The sequence below is a fragment of the Gelidibacter algens genome, assembly GCF_001678675.1.
In the GTDB taxonomy this organism is placed as follows: Bacteria; Bacteroidota; Bacteroidia; order Flavobacteriales; family Flavobacteriaceae; genus Gelidibacter; species Gelidibacter algens.
The window spans coordinates 48,151-67,175 of record NZ_LZRN01000016.1; the positions used below are offsets into that span (position 1 = coordinate 48,151).

A 19,025-nucleotide genomic window follows, 5' to 3' on the forward strand; every position below is an offset into this window, starting at 1 on the left:
AAGCTCTAGGTTTTCTAAATTTTAACCGATCAGCAATATCTTAGAAAAATTAATTAAAATAAATCAGTATTGCCCGGTTAAACACCATATGATGTCCCTACGGGACATTGACCTAATTGTGCTTTTCTGATTACCAATATTTTGTTCCCCTGGGACTATATGCCGTTAGGTATTTAATATGGGTAACTAAATAGAACCCCTGCAAAGGCTAGTCCCGTAGGGACTAAATATAGAATGAGGTTTCCCGGAATCATGTATTACTTTTATCGGACACCAATAACAATAAATAATAAATAATAATTTATAAGGAACATACTCTTGAAAACCGATCTTTCTAAATACAATAACAGTTGGTATCAACCAGGCTCTATGGTGAAGCGCTTGCTGTGGTATGTTGTTAATGAGCTGTTTTTACGTAATCCGTTGAATATGTCATCTGGGCTTAAAATTTTTTGGCTGCGTCTGTTTGGAGCCACCATCGGAAATGGGGTAGTGGTCAAACCGCACATCAACATCAAATATCCTTGGAAATTAACGGTGGGCAGTCATTGCTGGATAGGGGAAGGCGTTTGGATCGATAATTTGGATCAGGTGACTCTTGAAGATCATGTCTGCATCTCACAAGGTGCATCTTTAATTTGTGGCAATCACAACTATAAAACATCCGCTTTTGAATTAATGATTGCCCCAATTGTTTTGAAAGAAGGCAGTTGGGTTGGTGCCAAAAGTAGTGTTGGTCCGGGCGTGGTTTTTGAAAGTCACGCAGTGTTATCGTTAGGTTCCGTGGCCACTGGACATTTAGAAGCGTATGGCATTTATCGCGGTAATCCTGCTATTAAGATTAAAGAACGAACATTCATAAAATAGAATGAAAATAACAATTATCACCGCCACCTATAACAGCGCCAGGACTTTGGAAGTTTGCATGGACTCTGTGCTGCAGCAAACCTTTAAGGAGATCGAGTATATTATTATTGATGGCGGCTCTACGGATGGTACTTTGGATGTAATCTCCTCCAAAGCTAAAAACAACCTGAATATCGTTTATAGTTCTGAACCTGACAAAGGAATTTATGATGCCTTAAATAAAGGGATTGCCAAAGCTACTGGAGACGTGATCGGTTTTGTCCATTCGGATGATTTTCTAGCAGACCATCAGGTCATTTTAAAAATTGCGGAAGCTTTTGAGACGGACGACGTAGACGGTGTTTATGGAAATCTGCATTATGTGCAATTTGATGACACTGAAAAAATTGTACGCAATTGGATCAGTCAGCCATTTTTGCCCAAACTATTGACACGGGGGTGGATGCCAGCACACCCTACCTTATTCTTAAAAAGCGAAGTGTATCGAAACTACGGGCAATTTAATTTGGAGTATCGCATTGCAGCAGACTATGATTTTGTGCTACGGGTATTTCAGCAAGCACATCATAAGTTTACCTACTTACCATTGACCATCACTAAAATGAGAGTGGGAGGTGCCAGCAATAGAAGTCTTAAGAATCTTGTACAAAAAACAAGGGAAGATTATAAGGCTCTGATAACCAATAAAATTGGGTTTCCTATAAAGGTCGTGCTTCACAAAAATCTTTCAAAATTGCCACAATGGTTTACCAAATGATTCGTGGTTGAGTGACCTAATTTAATCATTAGCGTTAACAGGGTATAAAATAAAGGTTATATTATGGCGATTTAACGCGCTGAAAATCAATCAATATCGATAGTATTGATATAAATAAATATTGGATTTTAACACATTACGTGTATCTTTGCAAAAATTTGGCGCAGCATTTTAGCCAATGGTACTCAAACTTATATAACACATGATTCAAGAACTTCTAGCCTATTTTAATCCCTTGGATTATTTGGGAATATGGTTATTTACAGCTTTTATTTTAGCGTTTTTTGTGTCGTGGAGTACCTTTCCTGCCATTTTTAAAGTGTCAGAAGCCAAGCAGCTTATGGATGAACCAAGTTCACGAAGCGTGCATGCCAGCAGAACGCCAAACTTGGGCGGGATTGGGATTTTCTTTAGTTTGGTGGTGGTCATTACGACTTTTGGGGGCCTTTTGGATACTAAAATTTTACTATTGCTTTTGGGCGGGATGACCGTCCTTTTCTTTTTAGGCTTGAAGGATGATTTATTGATTTTATCGCCTAAAAAGAAATTCATCGGGCAGCTGTTGGCCGCTTTGGTATTGATCATCTTTACCGATACCCGCATTATGGGGTTTTTTGGTATTTTTGGGATTACCATCCTACCATATTGGTTTTCTGTGATCTTTACGCTATTTGTTTACATCTTGATCATTAATGCTTACAATTTGATTGACGGGGTGGATGGGTTGGCAGGGTCCTTGGCGTTATTTGCCTGTGCCGCCTTTAGCTATGTCTTCTTCAAAACAGAAGATGCCAGTATGATCACCATTGCCGTAGCAACCATTGGGTCATTATTACCATTTCTTCGGTTGAATTTTTCTAAGAAAAATAAGATTTTTATGGGTGATACGGGATCAATGATCATTGGATTTCTTGTCGCTTTTTTTGTCGTCCGGTTTATCAGTGAGGCGCAAGTTGTTAGAACATCTACTTTTTACAAGTCAGCACCTGTTTTGGCGGTCGCGATTGTGTTCTTCCCGCTGTTGGATACGCTCCGTATTTTCTTTATCCGCTTGATCATTCATAAGACAAGTCCATTTAAAGCCGATAGGAACCACTTGCACCACTGCTATTTAAATCTTGGGTTTACGCATGTCCACACCACCTTAGTTGTCGTCGTTATAAATATCCTTATTTTTATACTTGCCCTTTTGATTAAGGATATCGACATCCATTTGCAATTGCTAATCGTGTTGTGTGTGGGCTCATTTTTATATGGCAGTATCTTTATCTATTGCGGGCTATTTAAAATCAAAACCAATTCAAAAATGCCGGAACATGTTCGTTGATAGCACGTCTTGTTAAAAATCCAATGTCTTTGCGGAATCTCCAACATGCCTAAACAATTCACTCTTTAAGATCATTTAAATGAAACACATCTTTTACGCGCTTTTAACATTACTCGTGTTCAGTTCATGCGCAACAAAAAAAGAAATCCTTTATTTTCAGGACTCAGCGCAGTATAACAATACCCCCATTAGTTACATACGGCCTACCATACAGCCCAATGATATTTTGAAGATTACCGTGGGTGCCCTGGTTGAGGAAGCCGCACGCCCCTATAACAGGATTGGTGCCGGGGCACAGCAGGGAGGTGGAAGCGTGGAGCTGATGAAACTTGAAGGGTATTTGGTGTCAGAAGATTACACCATTAATTTTCCGCAATTGGGAGAGCTCTCCATAAAAGGTAAAACCACCCAACAATTTCAACAAGAATTGACGCAGCTTTTGGAAGAGGGTGGGCATCTGAAGAATCCAACAGTCAACGTGAGGTTGCTCAATGCCAAGGTGACCATTTTGGGTGAAGTGGGGTCACCTGGGACCTATGATTTTACAGAAGAAAGCATCACGGTATTACAAGCCTTGGGTCTGGCAGGCGATTTGACCATTAATGGACAACGTGAAGACATCCTGTTGGTACGGGAAACCGAAGGGGTCTATAAAACCACCCATCTTGACTTGACCTCGGCAGAATTACTGACCAGCCCCTATTATTTAATAAAACCCAACGACGTGATTGTGGTCAACCAAAACGGACCCAAAGTTAAGAGCGCTGGTTTTATTGGGAACCTGGGAACTTTACTTTCTGTATTTTCAATAATATTGAGCACTGTGCTAATAATAACAAGATAAGAATGAACCAAGACAAATTGAATGCCGTTACTGGAAAATCTGATCAAGGGGAACTGATCAAATATGAGGTCAGGAAGTATCTGCGCTATTGGGTGTGGTTTGTCATTGGCGTTGTGATCGCCTTAAGTATTGCATTCCTTTATTTAAGATATACAAACAATATTTACAATACCTCAGCCAAGATTCAAATCTTGAATAAAAATAAAGGGATTGAACTGCCCTCTTCGGCCTTTATCTTTAACCGTTCTACCATAAATTTAGAGAACGAAATTGAAGTCATCAAATCGTTGCGGATCAGTGAGCGTGTGGTAAGAAATTTAGATCTTACCATGGCGTTTTATGAAGAAGGCAATGTGAGGACCTCCGAAATTGACCGATTTCCGTTCAGTCTCACAAAGACGATCCCCAATGATAGCATAATTTCTAATGCATCCTTTAAAATAGCAATTACTGACAAGGGCTTTGAAGTGTATAGAGGCGCTTCAGAGAAGTCCATTGTCTTTCCAAATTACAGTACCTATAGTGTAAGTCATAGCCTACCGTTTGAAATGGAAGCCAATAGCCTCAACGCGATTAAAGAAAATAAAGGGAAAACTTATATATTTAGGCTTATCCCTGTGTCTTCTGCCGCAAAAGCTATTAAAGGTGGTTTGGGAATTTCGCTATTGGGAAAAAGCAGTGAGTTATTGCAGCTTAGCTACAGCGGGCAAAGCAAATCAAAATCAGAGCGCATTCTTAATGAGGTGATGTCTGTATTTAATTTGGATGGTATTGTGGACCGTCAAGAGGTTTCAAAAAGAACCATTGCTTTTATTGATGAACGCTTTGAACTGTTGGCAGGGGAGTTGGATTCTATAGAAGGGAAAAAACAGGATTACAAACAGAATAATAATTTTTTTACTGTAGAATCTGATGCGGCATTGGGCATGTCACAACGCACCGCATCGGAAAACGAAGTATTTGCCATCGAAAGCCAAATTTTGTTGTCTAATATGTTGGTAGAATCCTTAAATATCAAGAATAATGACTACGAGTTACTGCCCGCCAATATTGGTATTTCCAGTGCCAATACCAATGAGCTTATAGGCACTTATAATGCCTTGATTTTTGAGCGTGATAATTATTTGACCAGTGGTGGGGAAAACAACCCTATGGTGCAGACCCTTAATGAGCAGTTGAAAGAACTGGCTAGGAATATCAATGTGTCATTGAGCTCCTACAAAGCACAATTACAGGCTTCAAAGAATCAGTTGGAGACAAGGAATACGAAGTTCTCCTCGCAGGTTTCTGCAATCCCAGCCAAGGAAAAAATTATGCGTTCCATTGAGCGCCAACAAGCCATTAAAGAAACCTTGTATTTGTTTTTACTCCAAAAGAGAGAAGAAGCCGCAATTAATTTAGCCATCACGGAGCCCTCTATTAAAGTGGTTGAATATGCCATTTCTAGTGGCGCACCCATTTCACCAAATCCAAAGAACATTTATCTTATGGCCTTTGTTGCCGGATTACTTGTGCCTTTTGGGGGAATTTATGCCAGTATTTTATTGGATACGAAAGTTAAAGGGAAAAAGGATGTCAAGTTGAGAGTAGATCATATCCCGATTTTAGCGGAGCTTCCAAAAATTAAAGGCACAGATCAGGTGTTTATTGATCCCACAGCCCGCAATATTCAAGCAGAGGCCTTTAGGATCTTGAGTTCTAATGTTAATTATATTTTGCCCGCCGGAAAGGAGTCCAAAGGCAAGGTGATCTACGTGACCTCTACCATAAAAGGAGAAGGGAAAACCTATGTGGCGATGAACCTTTCATTAGCGCTTTCTAGTTTAAACAAAAAGGTATTGTTGATTGGCGCCGATTTGAGAAATCCGCAAATCCATCATTACACGCAACCTGAATCTGATAAAAACCAACCTGGGCTTTCCAATTATTTACATGATGTCTCCTTTAATTGGAGGGATGCTTTGATCAAAGGCTTTTTGATGCATACCACTCACGACATTTTACTTGCAGGGGCGATACCTCCAAATCCTGCGCATTTATTGACCAATGGGCGTTTTGAATCGTTGTTGAATGCCGCTAAAGAAGACTATGATTATATCATCGTAGATACCGCCCCTACAATTTTGGTGACCGATACTCTGCTGATTTCTGAATTTGCTGACGCCACCTTATATTTGGTAAGAGCGGAAGTGACCGAGAAAAACCTATTGGACTTCTCAAAAGAGCTCAACGATTCAGGACGTTTGAAAAACATGGCGTATATTATTAATGGGGTTGGCGCAAGCAAATCTTACGGATATAGTTATAATTATGGCTACAACTATGGCTATGGTAATGACTAATATCAGTTTTTTTCTTATGAGTATGTGATAATTATCATGGGATGTGTGATTAGTATGGGTTACTTTTATGAGTGAATTTAAGAGACCAGAACCATGAAAACAATACCGCCAATTTCTACAATAATGTCCGTTAAGATTATCACGCTTAAAAAAGATGATGATCTTGAAAAGGCCGAACTTCTATTTAAAAAACATAAGATCAGACACATTCCTGTAGTCAATGGCGATGCCATTATCGGGATGTTGAGCTATACCGATTTACTTCGGATAAGTTTTGCAGATGCTGTAGATGAGTCTGAAACTGAAATCGAGAGCTTGGTCTATAATATGTTTACGATAGAGCATGTGATGGCTAAAAATCTAGTCAGCGTGTCTTCTGATACAAGCATCAAGGACGTTGCTAAAATTTTATCAAAAAAAGAATTTCACGCCTTGCCGGTTGTTGATGATGGCGCTTTGGTGGGGATTGTCACCACTACGGATTTGATCAACTATTTGTTGACACAGCTGTAATGTAAGAGCTGCTATGTAACGCGTAATTACCAGTTTTTAGGCAATTGAATTGGCTTGAAAATTACACCTATTTTTATATTCCCTGCCAGAAAAAGGTAGGGTTTTCTGTTTTATCTCGCTTTTGGGGAGGTTGGAATTTCTATTTAGTTTTGGATGGGTAAAATAGGGATCAGGTCATAAACTCGATTGATGGTGGAAAACACCAACAATGGCGTGAAAAATTTCTATTTAGTTTTGGATGGGTAAAATAGGGATCAGGTCATAAACTCGATTGTTGGTGGAAAACACCAACAATGGCGTAATATAAAACCCCGATGGCGAAGCCTTCAGGGTTTATTAGTTTTATCTACTTTAGAAAAGATTGGGAACTATCTTTTAAGATTTAGATCATTTTAGAATTGGCTAAGTCTCTCAAGGTTTTGATCGTTGCCGTTGGATTGTCACTTTTAAATACATGACTCCCTGCTACAAAAGCGTCTGCGCCCGCAGCTACTAATTTTTGAATGTTTTGGTCTGTAACCCCGCCATCAACTTCTATACGCGTATCCAACCCTTGTTCATCAATCATTTTACGCAGGTTTTTGATCCGCTTGTAAGTCACTTCTTCAAATTTCTGTCCGCCGAAACCTGGGTTAATGGACATCAACAGCACCATATAACATTCCGGCAATATATCTTCTAAAACAACGAGCGGGGTTGTGATATTGAGTACAACACCCGCTTTGCAACCCGCATCCTTAATTTGTCGCAACGTCCGGTGTAAATGGACCGTTGATTCGTAATGGACGGTGATAATATCGGCACCAACTTTGGCGAATTCTTCGATAAAGCGTTCTGGTTTTTCAATCATTAAATGGACGTCCAGGGGCTTCGTGGCGTGTTTTTTAATGGCTGCAATTACAGGCATCCCATAAGAGATGTTGGGTACAAAGTGGCCATCCATCACATCAATGTGAAACCAATCGGCATCACTGTTGTTGACCATTTCAACATCACGTTGAAGGTTGCCAAAATCGGCGGCGAGCATGGAAGGGGCGATAAGTTTTGAAGACATGTGGTGGTGTTTTTAAGTTTTTGCAAAGATAGGGAAATTTAGTTGGCGGTATTCAGTCGGCAGTCTTCAGTCTTCAGTTGGCAGTCTTCAGTCGGCGGTCTTCAGTTGGCGATCTTCAGTATTCGGCGTTCAGGGTAAGTAGTTTGGAATATGGAATTTTGAGTATGAGGTATGAGGTCTGGTTTTTGGAATTTGGTACTTGTTGTTTGTTGTAAAGTTGAACTCTACCAGGATTATTGTTCTCTGTGTTCTCGGTGAAACCTCTGAGGGTCTCTGTGTCATTTTATCTCGCAAAGTCGCGGAGGCGCAAAGTTGTTTGTTGTAAAATTGAAGGTCTGTAAAGATAGAGTTCTTTAGGTGTCATGGTGGAGTAGGTAGTTTGTTAGCAGTTTACAGCCTTCGGTTGGCAGTCTTCAGTCTTCAGTGTTCAGTGTTCGGTGTTCGGTATTCGGTGTTCAGTGTTCGGTCTGGTGCTTGTTGTTTGTTGTAAAGTTGAACTCTACCAAGATTAGTGTTCTCTGTTTGTCTCTGTGAAACCTCTTTGGTTCTCTGTACCATTTTATCTCGCAAAGTCGCGGAGGCGCAAAGGTGGTTGTTGTTACCGTGAATTAGATAGCTTGTTGGCAGTCTTCAGTCTTCAGTCTTTAGTCTTTCCGGGAGGAAGGAGGCACTTTTATTTGCTAAATTTTTTAAAAAGATGAAAGTTCCCTTCCCTTTGGGAAGGGTTAGGGATGGGCTATTTCCCCTTCCCTTTGGGAAGGGTTAGGGATGGGCTAAGTTTCTTCCCTTTGGGAAGACGGAAGATGGGCCTAAAAACAAACCCCCGGTAATCAGCCGAGGGTTCTTTCATCAATCAAAAAACGAACAGCCTTAACACCCACGGAAGTGGGTGTCCCTCTAAAATGAGAGTAAACTGTTTGTTGCTTTCAAATTCCTCCCGAAACTTCGGGATTCAAGATTTAAATTCTAAATATTAGTTTTGGAATTTGGTGCTTGAAATTTGGAATTTAAACCTACCCTAGGTAGGTTTTTAATATTTTGCTGCGTGAGGTATGTTTCAACCTACGAATTGCTTTTTCTTTAATCTGACGGACACGTTCGCGCGTTAGGTCAAAGGTCTCACCGATTTCTTCCAGAGTCATCGGGTGTTGGTCTCCCAAACCAAAGTACAAACGGATCACGTCTGCTTCACGAGGGGTCAATGTTTCCAAAGCACGTTCGATCTCTGTACGCAAGGATTCATGTAACAAATCTTTATCAGGATTTGGAGATTCTCCAGAACGCAAGACATCGTATAAGTTGGAATCTTCACCTTCAACCAACGGCGCATCCATGGAGACGTGACGGCCAGAGTTTTTCATGGACTCTTTTACATCATTGATGGTCATGTCCAATTCTTTGGCAATCTCTTCTGCACTTGGCGGACGCTCATGACTTTGCTCTAAAAAAGCAAAGGTCTTGTTGATTTTGTTAATCGATCCAATTTTATTCAATGGCAAACGGACAATACGTGATTGTTCAGCCAAAGCCTGTAAAATGGATTGACGGATCCACCACACCGCGTAAGAAATAAATTTGAAACCACGTGTTTCATCAAAACGCTGTGCCGCTTTGATCAAACCTAAGTTGCCTTCATTAATTAAATCTGGTAAGGTCAGGCCTTGATTTTGGTATTGTTTTGCTACCGAGACAACAAAACGTAGATTGGCTTTTGTCAATTTTTCTAAGGCAAGTTGATCTCCTGCTTTGATCCGCTGTGCCAATTCAACTTCTTCATCAGCGGTAATTAAGTCAACTTTTCCAATTTCTTGAAGATACTTGTCTAGCGAAGCTGTTTCCCTATTGGTAACTTGCTTCGTAATTTTGAGTTGTCTCATTTAAATGTGTCTCTGTTATTTAAAATAGTGAATAATCCTTTCGTAAGTAGTTATACGCAAAAGGCACTCAAAATGTTACAAGATGGTGAAAATTAATTTTTTTAAATCTTAATCAATTTTTTATCCGCTAAGTTGATGTCTTCAAGCATCTCATTGGTAAACTTGTAGTGCCCACGGGTGGTGATAATCTTGAAGCGGGAAGACGTCATTGTGCTTAAGGTGTTAAGAAATAACCACTTTGATTTCAATAAACGTGGTTCGTCTGACTTTAAACTCAGTTCAAAATAATGTTTTCTGCCTTCCTTTTCGGCTACAATGTCTGGGGTAACATCAATATCACTGCCTTTTTTGTGATACGATTTTGGGGTTTCATAACCCTCTGCGTCTGCTTTGATGTTTTCAAAACCACTCTTCTCTAAGTAAGCCAAAGAATTACTTAAAATGTCTGAATATTTCTCTTTATCTGTGTAAACCATAACCTAGAATATAATTAAATTTTTAACTAATACAAATTTTTGTGAGGTTTTAACAGTTTCAGTCGGCAGTCCTCAGTCGGCAGTCCTCAGTCCTCAGTCTACAGTCTCAGTCTCGGTGTTGCAGTTCTGCCTGTCTAAGGGCGGGTTCGCAAAAGCCGTGGGGGGCAAGCTGTTGACAGTCTCTTCGTTTTTGGAAATATTAAAGAGCGAAAGGTGCTTTAGGTAAATCATCATTAGATTTTAATCCATGCTTAGTGGCTGATTTCCTCCTCTGTGAATCTCTGCGTTCCTCTGTGTAACTCTGTGACATCCTTTTTTGTAACAAGCAATATTAATGTCAGTCTTTACTCATCCGTACTCCGTCATCCATCATCGGTCATCCATCATCCGTCATCCGTCATCCATCACCCGTCACCCGTCATCCGTCATTCTCCCATCCGTCTTTATTAAACCCTCACATGCCCATCACCAAATACATAATATTTATTGGTCACCAATTGTTTTAATCCCAATGGGCCTCTGTGGTGCAATTTATCGGTGCTGATGGCCAATTCTGCGCCAACGCCCATTTGACCACCATCGGTAAAACGAGTGGATGCATTGTGGTATACGGCAGCACTGTCTACTTGCTCCATGAATTTTTGTGCTAAAGCTTTATTTTCGGTCAAAATTACAGCGGAATGGCCACCAGAATATTTGTTGATCATGTCAATAGCACTGTCTTCATTGTCAGTTTCTGCAACTAAAAGTTTCATCGCTAAATATTCTTCATACCAAGTGTCCTCGTTTTCAATTTGAGGTTCTTCTGTTAGAATCTTTCCTACTTTAGTATCCACTAGCAATTCCACCTTCAAGCTTTTCAAAACTGTTTGAAGTTCTTTCAGTTTGTGTTCATAATTCGGAATGTTTTTATCAATCAACACTTTATCAAGAGCGTTGCATCCTGAAATCTTATCTGTTTTAGCGTTTACGATGACTTTGATTGCTTTTTCCCAATCGGCATCTTTGGCAACATATAAAAAGTTATTGCCTCTCCCACTGATCAACACCGCGCAAGTAGCGTGGTCCTTTACAAATTTGATGAGGCGCTCGCCACCTCTTGGCACGATCAAATCAATTTTCTCGGTCGGATTTTTCAAAAATTCTTGGGTTTCCTCACGTTTCAAGTGTAGCAGCTTAATCCAATCTTTTGAAAGACCGTTTTCTGCTAAGGCTTCATGCCAGCATTTCTCTAAGGTAAGATTACTATTCAAAGCTTCCTTCCCGCCTTTGAGGAGAATTTTGTTATTCGCTTTAAAAGCTAAAACGGCGGCTTCAATAGTCACATCTGGACGTGATTCATAAATGATCATGATGGTCCCGAAGGGCGCAGTTTTATTGATGATTTTCAGTCCGCTGTCCAAAGTCAAATCTGATATTTCTTTTCCTACAGGGTCTTCTTGCGCTCTCACTTGTTTAATGGCGGTAATCATCCCGTCAATTTTAGAATCGTCAACCACCAATCGGTCATAGAGTGCCTGATCATCTCTATCAAAGGCATCCAAATCTTTTTGGTTAGCTTCTAAAATAGCATGTCGTTCTTTATCAAGAATGTTCATCATCGATTGAAGAACGTTATTTTTTATATCTGTATCTATAAGTTTCATAGTTTCGTTTTTAATATTAATTATTGTGGTGTGGCTAGAACTTCAAAAATCTTGGTTCCGTAATATCTCACCCTTCCGACTCCAATTCCTTTTCGGGAACCCTTCCGGATCCAATTCCTTTTCTGGGCCCTTCCGGATCCAATTCCTTTCCGGGAACCCTTCCGACTCCAATTCCTTTTCGGGAATTGGAGCCACCTTCCCTTGAAAAAAGGGAAGGGACTTTTCCTCTATTTGATTATAAACGTCAAGCTTCAAGCTTCAATCTTCCAACTTCAAGCTTCAAGCTTCAAAACCGCTATAGTGCTTTTTAATGAACAAACTTTGTACCCACTTGTTTATTGTCGATGATATCCACAATCACATTGGCGCGTTTTCCATTGGCGATATAAGTAGGAATATTTTTTTCGGCTGTGCCTTTGGCAATTTTTAATTTCGAAGCCATTCCGCCTCTTCCTTCGCCTTCTTTTTTATTGGAATCCATGACATAATGCTCCACAGCTTGGTCAACCGTAACCTCTTTAAGCTGTCTAGAATCCTTATCATCAGGGTGTCCTGTCCATAGGCCATCAGTATCTGATAGAATGATCAATCGGTCCACATCCAATAATTCAGCTACCAAACTGGCCAGCTCATCATTATCAGAAAACATAGACATGGTTAATGACGTCGCATCATCTTCATTGGCAATAGGAGTTATTCCTTCTGAAAGGAGGCCTTCATAACAATTAATCATATTTTGGCGGTGCTTGCCAATGTCAAAATCACGTTTAGTTGCCAATACCTGAGCGCAACGCATTCCATAATCATGGAATAGACTGTAATAATGGCGCATCATTCTTGGTTGTCCCACTGCAGAATAAACTTGTCTTCTAATGGCAGGATCTGTAATTTTAGTTTCCCCAAGGATCTCTCTACCCGCAATTGCTGAACCTGAAGACACGAGGATGACCTCAATGTTTCGTTCGTTTAAAACAGATATTTGTCTTACCAATTCCTTTAAAACTGGACCTAAAATTCTATTATCTTTATTGGTCAGTACATTGGTACCAACTTTTACTAATACACGTTTCGTTTCCATTGTTATTTTTTTCCCAATTCAACGGCTCTGTCAAATGCTGCATAGGCCGCATCTTGAATAAGTTGTTTTACATTATTATCATCCATAGAATCAATGGCTGCTTGTGTGGTGCCTCCTTTTGAAGCGACTTTGGCAATCCAAGATTTTGGTGAAATGTCATTTTGATTGAAGAGCTCAATAGCGCCTTCAAACGTATTGCTTACGAGAACTTTGGAATCGTAATCTGAAAAGCCCATTTTTAAGGCGGCTTCCAACATTGATTGCATAAAGTAGAATACGTAAGCGGGTCCACTTCCTGAGATTCCTGTAGAGGCATCAATAAAATTTTCAGTCTCTACATGGATTGACGTTCCTGTGGTATCCAAAAGGTTTCTCACCATGAGCAATTCTACTTTTGAAACTTCCTCAGATTCTGTGTAAGATGTGACGCCTTTTCCAACTTGAGCTGGCAAATTTGGCATTGTTCTGACTACTTTATTTTGACCCAAGTGTTCTTGGATAGTTTGTATGGTAACACCTGCCATCAACGATACAAAAATCTGCTCATCGTTGAGCATAGGCTTCATTTTCTCAAATAAGTCTTCACTGTGAAAGGGTTTGACTGCTATAAAAACAAGATCTGCTTTTGGCAAACAATCGTCAAGTGTGTCGTAGACCTCAAATTGAGGTTGTTGTCTTAAGGTTTCTATTTTTTTTGGATCGGTGTCAAAAATCCGAAGTTTATGCTTGCTGAGCAACGGCGAACTTGCCATTCCTTCTGCATAGGTCAATCCCATATTTCCTGCTCCAATGACTAATACTTTCATGTTATAAGTTCTTGATTATCACTATTAATTTCTTCTGTAAGTGCAAGTACTGTACGGAAGTCCTATTTTACATAACTAATTTTGAAGTTTCACTAAATTACTAATTTTGGTTGTCTAAAACCACGTTTTTGTGAATTATTGTGAGTGACCCTTGCCATATCCTCAATTGTCAATAACTGATAGGGTGACAACTTGGCGGGTTTTTGTTAGTTTGTCGGGTTGACATCTCAAATAGGGCCATAAAAAAACCTCACAGGTTTTGAAAACCTGTGAGGTTTGAATACTATTCAAAAAGACATTTAGAAATTAATCTTCTTTTTTGTCTTCTCTTGGTTTACGATCATCACGTCTGTCATCACGACGGCTATTGTCACGAGATCCGCGATTATCACGTCCGCCACTTCTGCTGTCACGGCCACCTCTATCATTGCTATCTCTTGGTGGTCTTGCTACATAACCTTCTGGTTTTTCTAACAACGCCTTACGAGATACTTTTTCCTTGCGCGTCTTAGGATCCACTCCAAAGTACTTCACTTCAAAAACATCACCCATATTGACCACATCAGAAACATTTTCTGTACGTTCCCAAGCCAATTCACTTACGTGCAATAAAACTTCGTTTCCTGGAGCATCAGTATATTCTACAACAGCACCAAAATCTAACATTTTAATAACTTTCACTTCGTAAGAGCCACCAACGGTTGGTTTGAACAAGATCGAATCGATTTTAGCCAATACCGCATCAATACCTTCTTGGTTGGTACCTAAAATTTCCACAATACCTTCTTCAGTAATAGGATCTTCGTTGATAACGATCGTAGTTTTAGTCGATTTCTGTAATTCTTGAATTACTTTTCCACCAGGTCCAATTAATGCGCCAATGAATTCGTTAGGAATTACACGGGTAATCATTTTAGGAGCATGTGCTTTTACATCAGCATTTGGCTGTGCAATAGTTTCATTCAATTTATCAAGAATATGTAAACGACCGTCACGTGCTTGTTTCAGTGCATTTACCAAAATTTCGTAACCTAATCCTTTGACCTTGATGTCCATCTGACAAGCCGTGATACCATCTGCAGTACCCGTCACTTTAAAGTCCATATCACCTAAATGATCTTCATCACCTAAAATATCAGATAAAACGGCATACTTTCCAGATTTTGCATCAGAAATCAATCCCATGGCAATACCAGAAACCGGTTTTTTCAACTGAACGCCAGCATCCATCAATGCCATAGTTCCTGCACAAACGGTAGCCATAGAAGACGACCCGTTGCTTTCCAATACTTCAGATACTACTCTTACAGTATAAGGACAATCTGCAGGCACCATATTTTTCAAAGCACGTTGTGCCAAGTTACCATGTCCTACCTCACGACGTGAAGTGCCACGGATTGGTCTGGCTTCACCTGTTGAAAAAGGAGGGAAGTTATAATGTAAATAGAAACGCTCTTCACCTTCAAAAGATGGCATATCTATTTGGTTGGCTTCTCTTGAAGTTCCCAAAGTAACCGTAGCCAAGGCTTGAGTTTCACCACGTGTAAAAATGGCTGAACCATGGGTGGATGGTAAATAATCTACTTCACACCAGATAGGTCTGATTTGGTCAGTTTTTCTACCGTCAAGACGTAAGCCTTCATTTAAGGTAAGGTCTCTAATGGCAGCTTTTTCTGCTTTGTAATAATATTTAGATACCATCCCGCCGTAATCAGCCAATTCCTCTTCAGAAAATGTGGCTTTGATTTCTTCTTTGATCGCGTCAAATGCAGCACTGCGTTCGTGTTTTGCCGAACCTGCTTGGGCGATTGCATATACTTTATCATATGCCATCTCGTGAATTTTATTTGCTAAATCAGCATCTTCACGTTCTGCGTCATACTCACGTACTTCTTTTCTACCGAAAGCTTCTGCTAATTTCATTTGAGCAGCACACTGAATTTTAATAGCTTCATGGGCGAATTTGATCGCTTCAGCCATCTCTTCTTCAGAAATCTCATGCATTTCACCTTCCACCATCATAACAGAATCTGCTGATGCACCAATCATCATATCGATGTCTGATTCTAGCAATTGTGCTCTGGTTGGGTTGATGATAAATTCTCCGTTGATACGGCCAACTCTGGCTTCAGAGATAGCGCATTCAAATGGAAAATCGGATAGCTGAATCGCAGCAGATGCAGCCAATCCAGCCATAGCATCTGGCATCACATTTTCGTCATGAGACATTAATTGGATCATCACTTGTGTTTCAGCATGGTAATCCTTTGGGAATAATGGACGCAATACACGGTCCACCAAACGCATGGTCAATACTTCACCATCACTTGGTCTTGCTTCTCTTTTAAAGAACCCTCCAGGGTAACGTCCTGAGGCTGCAAATTTTTCTCTGTAGTCTACTGTTAACGGTAAAAAGTCAACATCACTTTGTTTGTAATTGGAAACAACGGTACATAATAACATACAGTTTCCTGATTGCACAACAACGGAACCATGGGCTTGTTTGGCCAATTTTCCGGTTTCGATGGAGATTGTGCGTCCATCACCAAGGTCAATGACCTCTTTAAAAACTTTTGGAATCATAATTTTTTCAATTCTAATTAAACAATGGTCGTTGTGTTGTTGTTGTGTAGTGTTGTGTGTGGACCAATGAAAAACTGTAATTAGCTTCTTCTACTTCGAATGTTTGACGCTTTCGATTGCGTTGATATTATTATTATTATTATTATTATTTGGGCGTTCCCCTAAAAAGGGTCGGGCTTTCCGCTACAAGTCCTCGCATTGCCCGATAAAAATCGGGAAATGCTGTGGGCTTTTCACTGCAATCCCTAACGCAAACAAAAAACCACGACTAAAAGGCGTGGTCTTGTGCTTGATTATTTTCTTAATCCTAATTCTTTTACGATGGCACGATATCTTAAGACATCTTTTTTGGTCAGGTAATCGAGCAATGCACGACGCTTACCAACTAGCATTACCAAAGAACGCTCTGTATTATAATCCTTGCGGTTATTTTTTAAGTGTCCTGTTAAATGTTTGATTCTGTAAGTAAACAAAGCAATTTGTCCTTCCGCAGAACCGGTGTCTTTTGCACCTTTACCGTATTTGGTAAAGATGTCTTCTTTTTCTTTTTGATCTAAATACATGCTAATATTGTTGTAAATGATTGTTATGTATGTTGAAAGTCGTTCTTTCAAGCGGCAAAGATAACAATAATATTGAAATTTTATTTCTAAACCAGTATTTCTTTTGAGGCAATTATTTTGCCAAAACGGATCATCAAGTTATTGAGAAATAAGTAGTTTTGAATGCTAGTAACCCGTTCGCAATCACATGCCGATATCCCTTCCATTTATAAAAGAAAAACTTTTTGAAAATATATTCAATAATGCTTCAAATGGTATTGCCATTGTTGGGCTGGACTTTAGTTGGGTTAAGGTCAATACGAGTTTGATGGATCTTTTGGGCTATTCTGAAGAGGAATTTTACGCTATGACATTTCCTGACATCACACATAAAGATGATTTGGATGCTGATATGGAACAGTTGGGACAATTGTTAAAAGGAGAGATTGATCGATATCAAATTGAAAAGCGCTATTTCCATAAGAAAGGGGAGATTATTTGGGCGCTTTTATCGGTGTCACTGCAACTTCATGAAGACGGCACGCCACTCTATTTTATTTCGCAGATTGTTGACATTACGAAACGTAAAGAGATGCTTTGGGAAATGAATGCCATTACCGAGATCATGAAGAACCAGAATGAAAAGCTTATTGATTTTGCCAATATTGCCACACATGACATTCGTAGCCACATTGGCAACTTAGGGTTGATTACTGGTTTTATGGAAGAAGAAGTTGAGGGCATACAAGATGACGGTAACTTCAAGATGCTCAAGGAAGCACTTATCCAACTTGAAAATACACTGTCACATCTCAATGAGGTCAGAAAGGAAGAGTTTAATGGTCGTGGACATTTGAAAGCCTTGAATTTGAATGCATTTGTAGTCAAAGTCATTTATAATATCAATGCCATTGCAAGACATGAAGACTGTGAAATTATTAATGAAGTAGATGGCACCATCCAAGTGCTTGCCGTTCCCATATATTTGGAGAGCGTTATTCTCAACCTATTGACCAATGCCATAAAATACAGCGCAACTAAACGCAATTCCTATATACGATTGCGAACAATCATCTCTGACGATTTTGTCATCTTGGAGGTTATCGACAATGGTTTGGGAATAGATTTGGATAAACACCGCCATAACATATTTCAATTAAAGCAAACATTCCACCATCATAAAGATTCTAGAGGTGTCGGTTTGTTCATCACAAAAAACCATGTCGAAACTATGGGTGGAAAAATAGAGGTTGAAAGTCAGGTGGATGAAGGCTCTACATTTAGCGTCTTTCTTCAGGAAGCTTGAGATTTGAAGCCATAAAAAAAACCAGCATTACATACCCAACTATTGAGTATGGTACGTATTGCTGGTAATCTTTTAATGCATATTCTTTAAGCGCGCAACGGTTGGTTGGTAATCAAATCAATATATTGATTGACCTTGTTTTTCAAATCCTTGCGTTCAGTTATAAAATCCAAAAAGCCATGTTCCAATAAAAACTCAGCGGTTTGGAAATTTTCAGGGAGTTCTTGTCCAGTGGTGTCTCTTACTACACGAGGTCCTGCAAAACCAATTAAAGCTCCAGGCTCACTAATATTGATATCTCCCAGCATGGCAAAAGAGGCGGTTGTGCCTCCAGTGGTTGGGTCCGTACATAAAGAAATATAAGGAATTCCCGCATCAGCCAATTGTGCCAATTTAGCCGCTGTTTTGGCCAATTGCATCAGTGATAAAGCAGCTTCCTGCATACGGGCACCACCAGATTTTGAGATGATCATAAATGGGAGTTTCTTTTTCAGCGCATATTCTCCGGCGCGTGCAATCTTTTCACCCACAACACTTCCCATTGAACCTCCAATAAAAGCGAAATCCATACAGGCTATCACAATGTTTTTACCTTTAGATTTTCCAACGGCACAACGTACCGCGTCTTTAAGGTTGGTTTTGGCTTCAGCAGCTTTCAAACGGTCTGGATATTTTTTGGTATCCTCAAATTTTAAGGGGTCTTTAGATGATAAATTCGCATCCAATTCCTTGAATTTATTATCATCAAATAAAATCTGAAAATATTCCTTACTGCCAATTCTTACATGGTATCCATCTTCTGGACTTACAAAGAAATTTTTCTCCAGTTCTTCAGTATCTATAATTTTACCCGTTGGAGATTTGTACCACAAGCCTTTCGGCGTGTCTTTCTTCTCCTCTGTAGTAGTGGTGATTCCTTTTGTTTTTCTTTTAAACCAAGACATTTTGATTAACGATTTTAGATTTATGATTGCAGATTTTTGAAGTTAAAAACCTGCAATCAAAAG

General features: G+C 39.7%; 16 protein-coding genes. 7 read left to right on the plus strand and 9 right to left on the minus strand.

What is annotated here, in order from left to right:
• Positions 1 to 318: 318 nt before the first annotated feature.
• The 6 genes from A9996_RS09515 (at position 319) to A9996_RS09540 (ending at position 6,650) form a co-directional block, all read left to right on the plus strand.
• On the plus strand, positions 319 to 867 hold the full coding sequence (locus A9996_RS09515; RefSeq protein ID WP_211272646.1) for a WcaF family extracellular polysaccharide biosynthesis acetyltransferase: 549 nt from the start codon (positions 319 to 321) through the stop codon (positions 865 to 867).
• A gap of 1 nt (position 868) precedes the next feature.
• On the plus strand, positions 869 to 1,624 hold the full coding sequence (locus A9996_RS09520) for a glycosyltransferase family 2 protein (RefSeq protein WP_066433737.1): 756 nt from the start codon (positions 869 to 871) through the stop codon (positions 1,622 to 1,624).
• Between the two features lie 202 nt (positions 1,625 to 1,826).
• Positions 1,827 to 2,951 (plus strand): MraY family glycosyltransferase, encoded by a 1,125-nt coding sequence (locus A9996_RS09525; RefSeq protein WP_066433739.1) that lies wholly within the window; start codon positions 1,827 to 1,829, stop codon positions 2,949 to 2,951.
• A 79-nt stretch (positions 2,952 to 3,030) separates the two neighbouring features.
• Positions 3,031 to 3,795: a polysaccharide biosynthesis/export family protein gene (locus A9996_RS09530; RefSeq protein ID WP_066433742.1), complete on the plus strand. Its 765-nt coding sequence runs from the start codon at positions 3,031 to 3,033 to the stop codon at positions 3,793 to 3,795.
• 2 nt (positions 3,796 to 3,797) lie between these two features.
• A complete protein-coding gene (locus A9996_RS09535) occupies positions 3,798 to 6,137 on the plus strand; it encodes a GumC family protein (protein ID WP_066433743.1) in 2,340 nt (779 codons plus the stop codon).
• A gap of 93 nt (positions 6,138 to 6,230) precedes the next feature.
• Positions 6,231 to 6,650 carry a CBS domain-containing protein gene (locus A9996_RS09540; RefSeq protein WP_066433745.1) on the plus strand — a complete coding sequence of 140 codons (420 nt, stop codon included), beginning with the start codon at positions 6,231 to 6,233 and terminating at the stop codon, positions 6,648 to 6,650.
• Positions 6,651 to 7,032: 382 nt separating this feature from the next.
• On the opposite strand, the gene rpe is transcribed toward A9996_RS09540, so the two are convergent.
• The 8 genes from rpe to rpsO all read right to left on the minus strand — a co-directional run bounded on the left by rpe (position 7,033) and on the right by rpsO (position 16,733).
• Complete coding sequence (gene rpe, locus A9996_RS09545; RefSeq protein ID WP_066433748.1) at positions 7,033 to 7,704, minus strand: ribulose-phosphate 3-epimerase; 672 nt, start codon at positions 7,702 to 7,704, stop codon at positions 7,033 to 7,035.
• A 1,013-nt stretch (positions 7,705 to 8,717) separates the two neighbouring features.
• Entirely contained in the window at positions 8,718 to 9,581 is an 864-nt protein-coding gene (locus A9996_RS09550) for a sigma-70 family RNA polymerase sigma factor (protein WP_066433750.1), read from the minus strand.
• A gap of 101 nt (positions 9,582 to 9,682) precedes the next feature.
• Positions 9,683 to 10,057 carry a hypothetical protein gene (locus tag A9996_RS09555; protein ID WP_066433752.1) on the minus strand — a complete coding sequence of 125 codons (375 nt, stop codon included), beginning with the start codon at positions 10,055 to 10,057 and terminating at the stop codon, positions 9,683 to 9,685.
• Between the two features lie 446 nt (positions 10,058 to 10,503).
• On the minus strand, positions 10,504 to 11,703 hold the full coding sequence (locus tag A9996_RS09560) for a glutamate-5-semialdehyde dehydrogenase (protein ID WP_066433755.1): 1,200 nt from the start codon (positions 11,701 to 11,703) through the stop codon (positions 10,504 to 10,506).
• A gap of 307 nt (positions 11,704 to 12,010) precedes the next feature.
• Positions 12,011 to 12,781: a glutamate 5-kinase gene (gene proB / locus A9996_RS09570; RefSeq protein WP_066433769.1), complete on the minus strand. Its 771-nt coding sequence runs from the start codon at positions 12,779 to 12,781 to the stop codon at positions 12,011 to 12,013.
• A gap of 2 nt (positions 12,782 to 12,783) precedes the next feature.
• The gene (gene proC / locus A9996_RS09575; RefSeq protein WP_066433771.1) at positions 12,784 to 13,587 is read right to left on the minus strand and encodes a pyrroline-5-carboxylate reductase; all 804 of its coding nucleotides are present in this window, start codon (positions 13,585 to 13,587) and stop codon (positions 12,784 to 12,786) included.
• Positions 13,588 to 13,893: 306 nt separating this feature from the next.
• A complete protein-coding gene (locus tag A9996_RS09580) occupies positions 13,894 to 16,170 on the minus strand; it encodes a polyribonucleotide nucleotidyltransferase (RefSeq protein WP_066433774.1) in 2,277 nt (758 codons plus the stop codon).
• A gap of 293 nt (positions 16,171 to 16,463) precedes the next feature.
• Positions 16,464 to 16,733: a 30S ribosomal protein S15 gene (gene rpsO, locus A9996_RS09585; RefSeq protein ID WP_066433777.1), complete on the minus strand. Its 270-nt coding sequence runs from the start codon at positions 16,731 to 16,733 to the stop codon at positions 16,464 to 16,466.
• A 187-nt stretch (positions 16,734 to 16,920) separates the two neighbouring features.
• Between rpsO and A9996_RS09590 the strand changes: the two genes are divergently transcribed.
• Positions 16,921 to 18,018: a sensor histidine kinase gene (locus tag A9996_RS09590; protein WP_066433780.1), complete on the plus strand. Its 1,098-nt coding sequence runs from the start codon at positions 16,921 to 16,923 to the stop codon at positions 18,016 to 18,018.
• An 86-nt stretch (positions 18,019 to 18,104) separates the two neighbouring features.
• Here A9996_RS09590 and accD read toward each other — a convergent pair whose 3' ends face one another.
• A complete protein-coding gene (gene accD, locus A9996_RS09595; protein WP_066433783.1) occupies positions 18,105 to 18,962 on the minus strand; it encodes an acetyl-CoA carboxylase, carboxyltransferase subunit beta in 858 nt (285 codons plus the stop codon).
• Positions 18,963 to 19,025 lie beyond the last annotated feature (63 nt).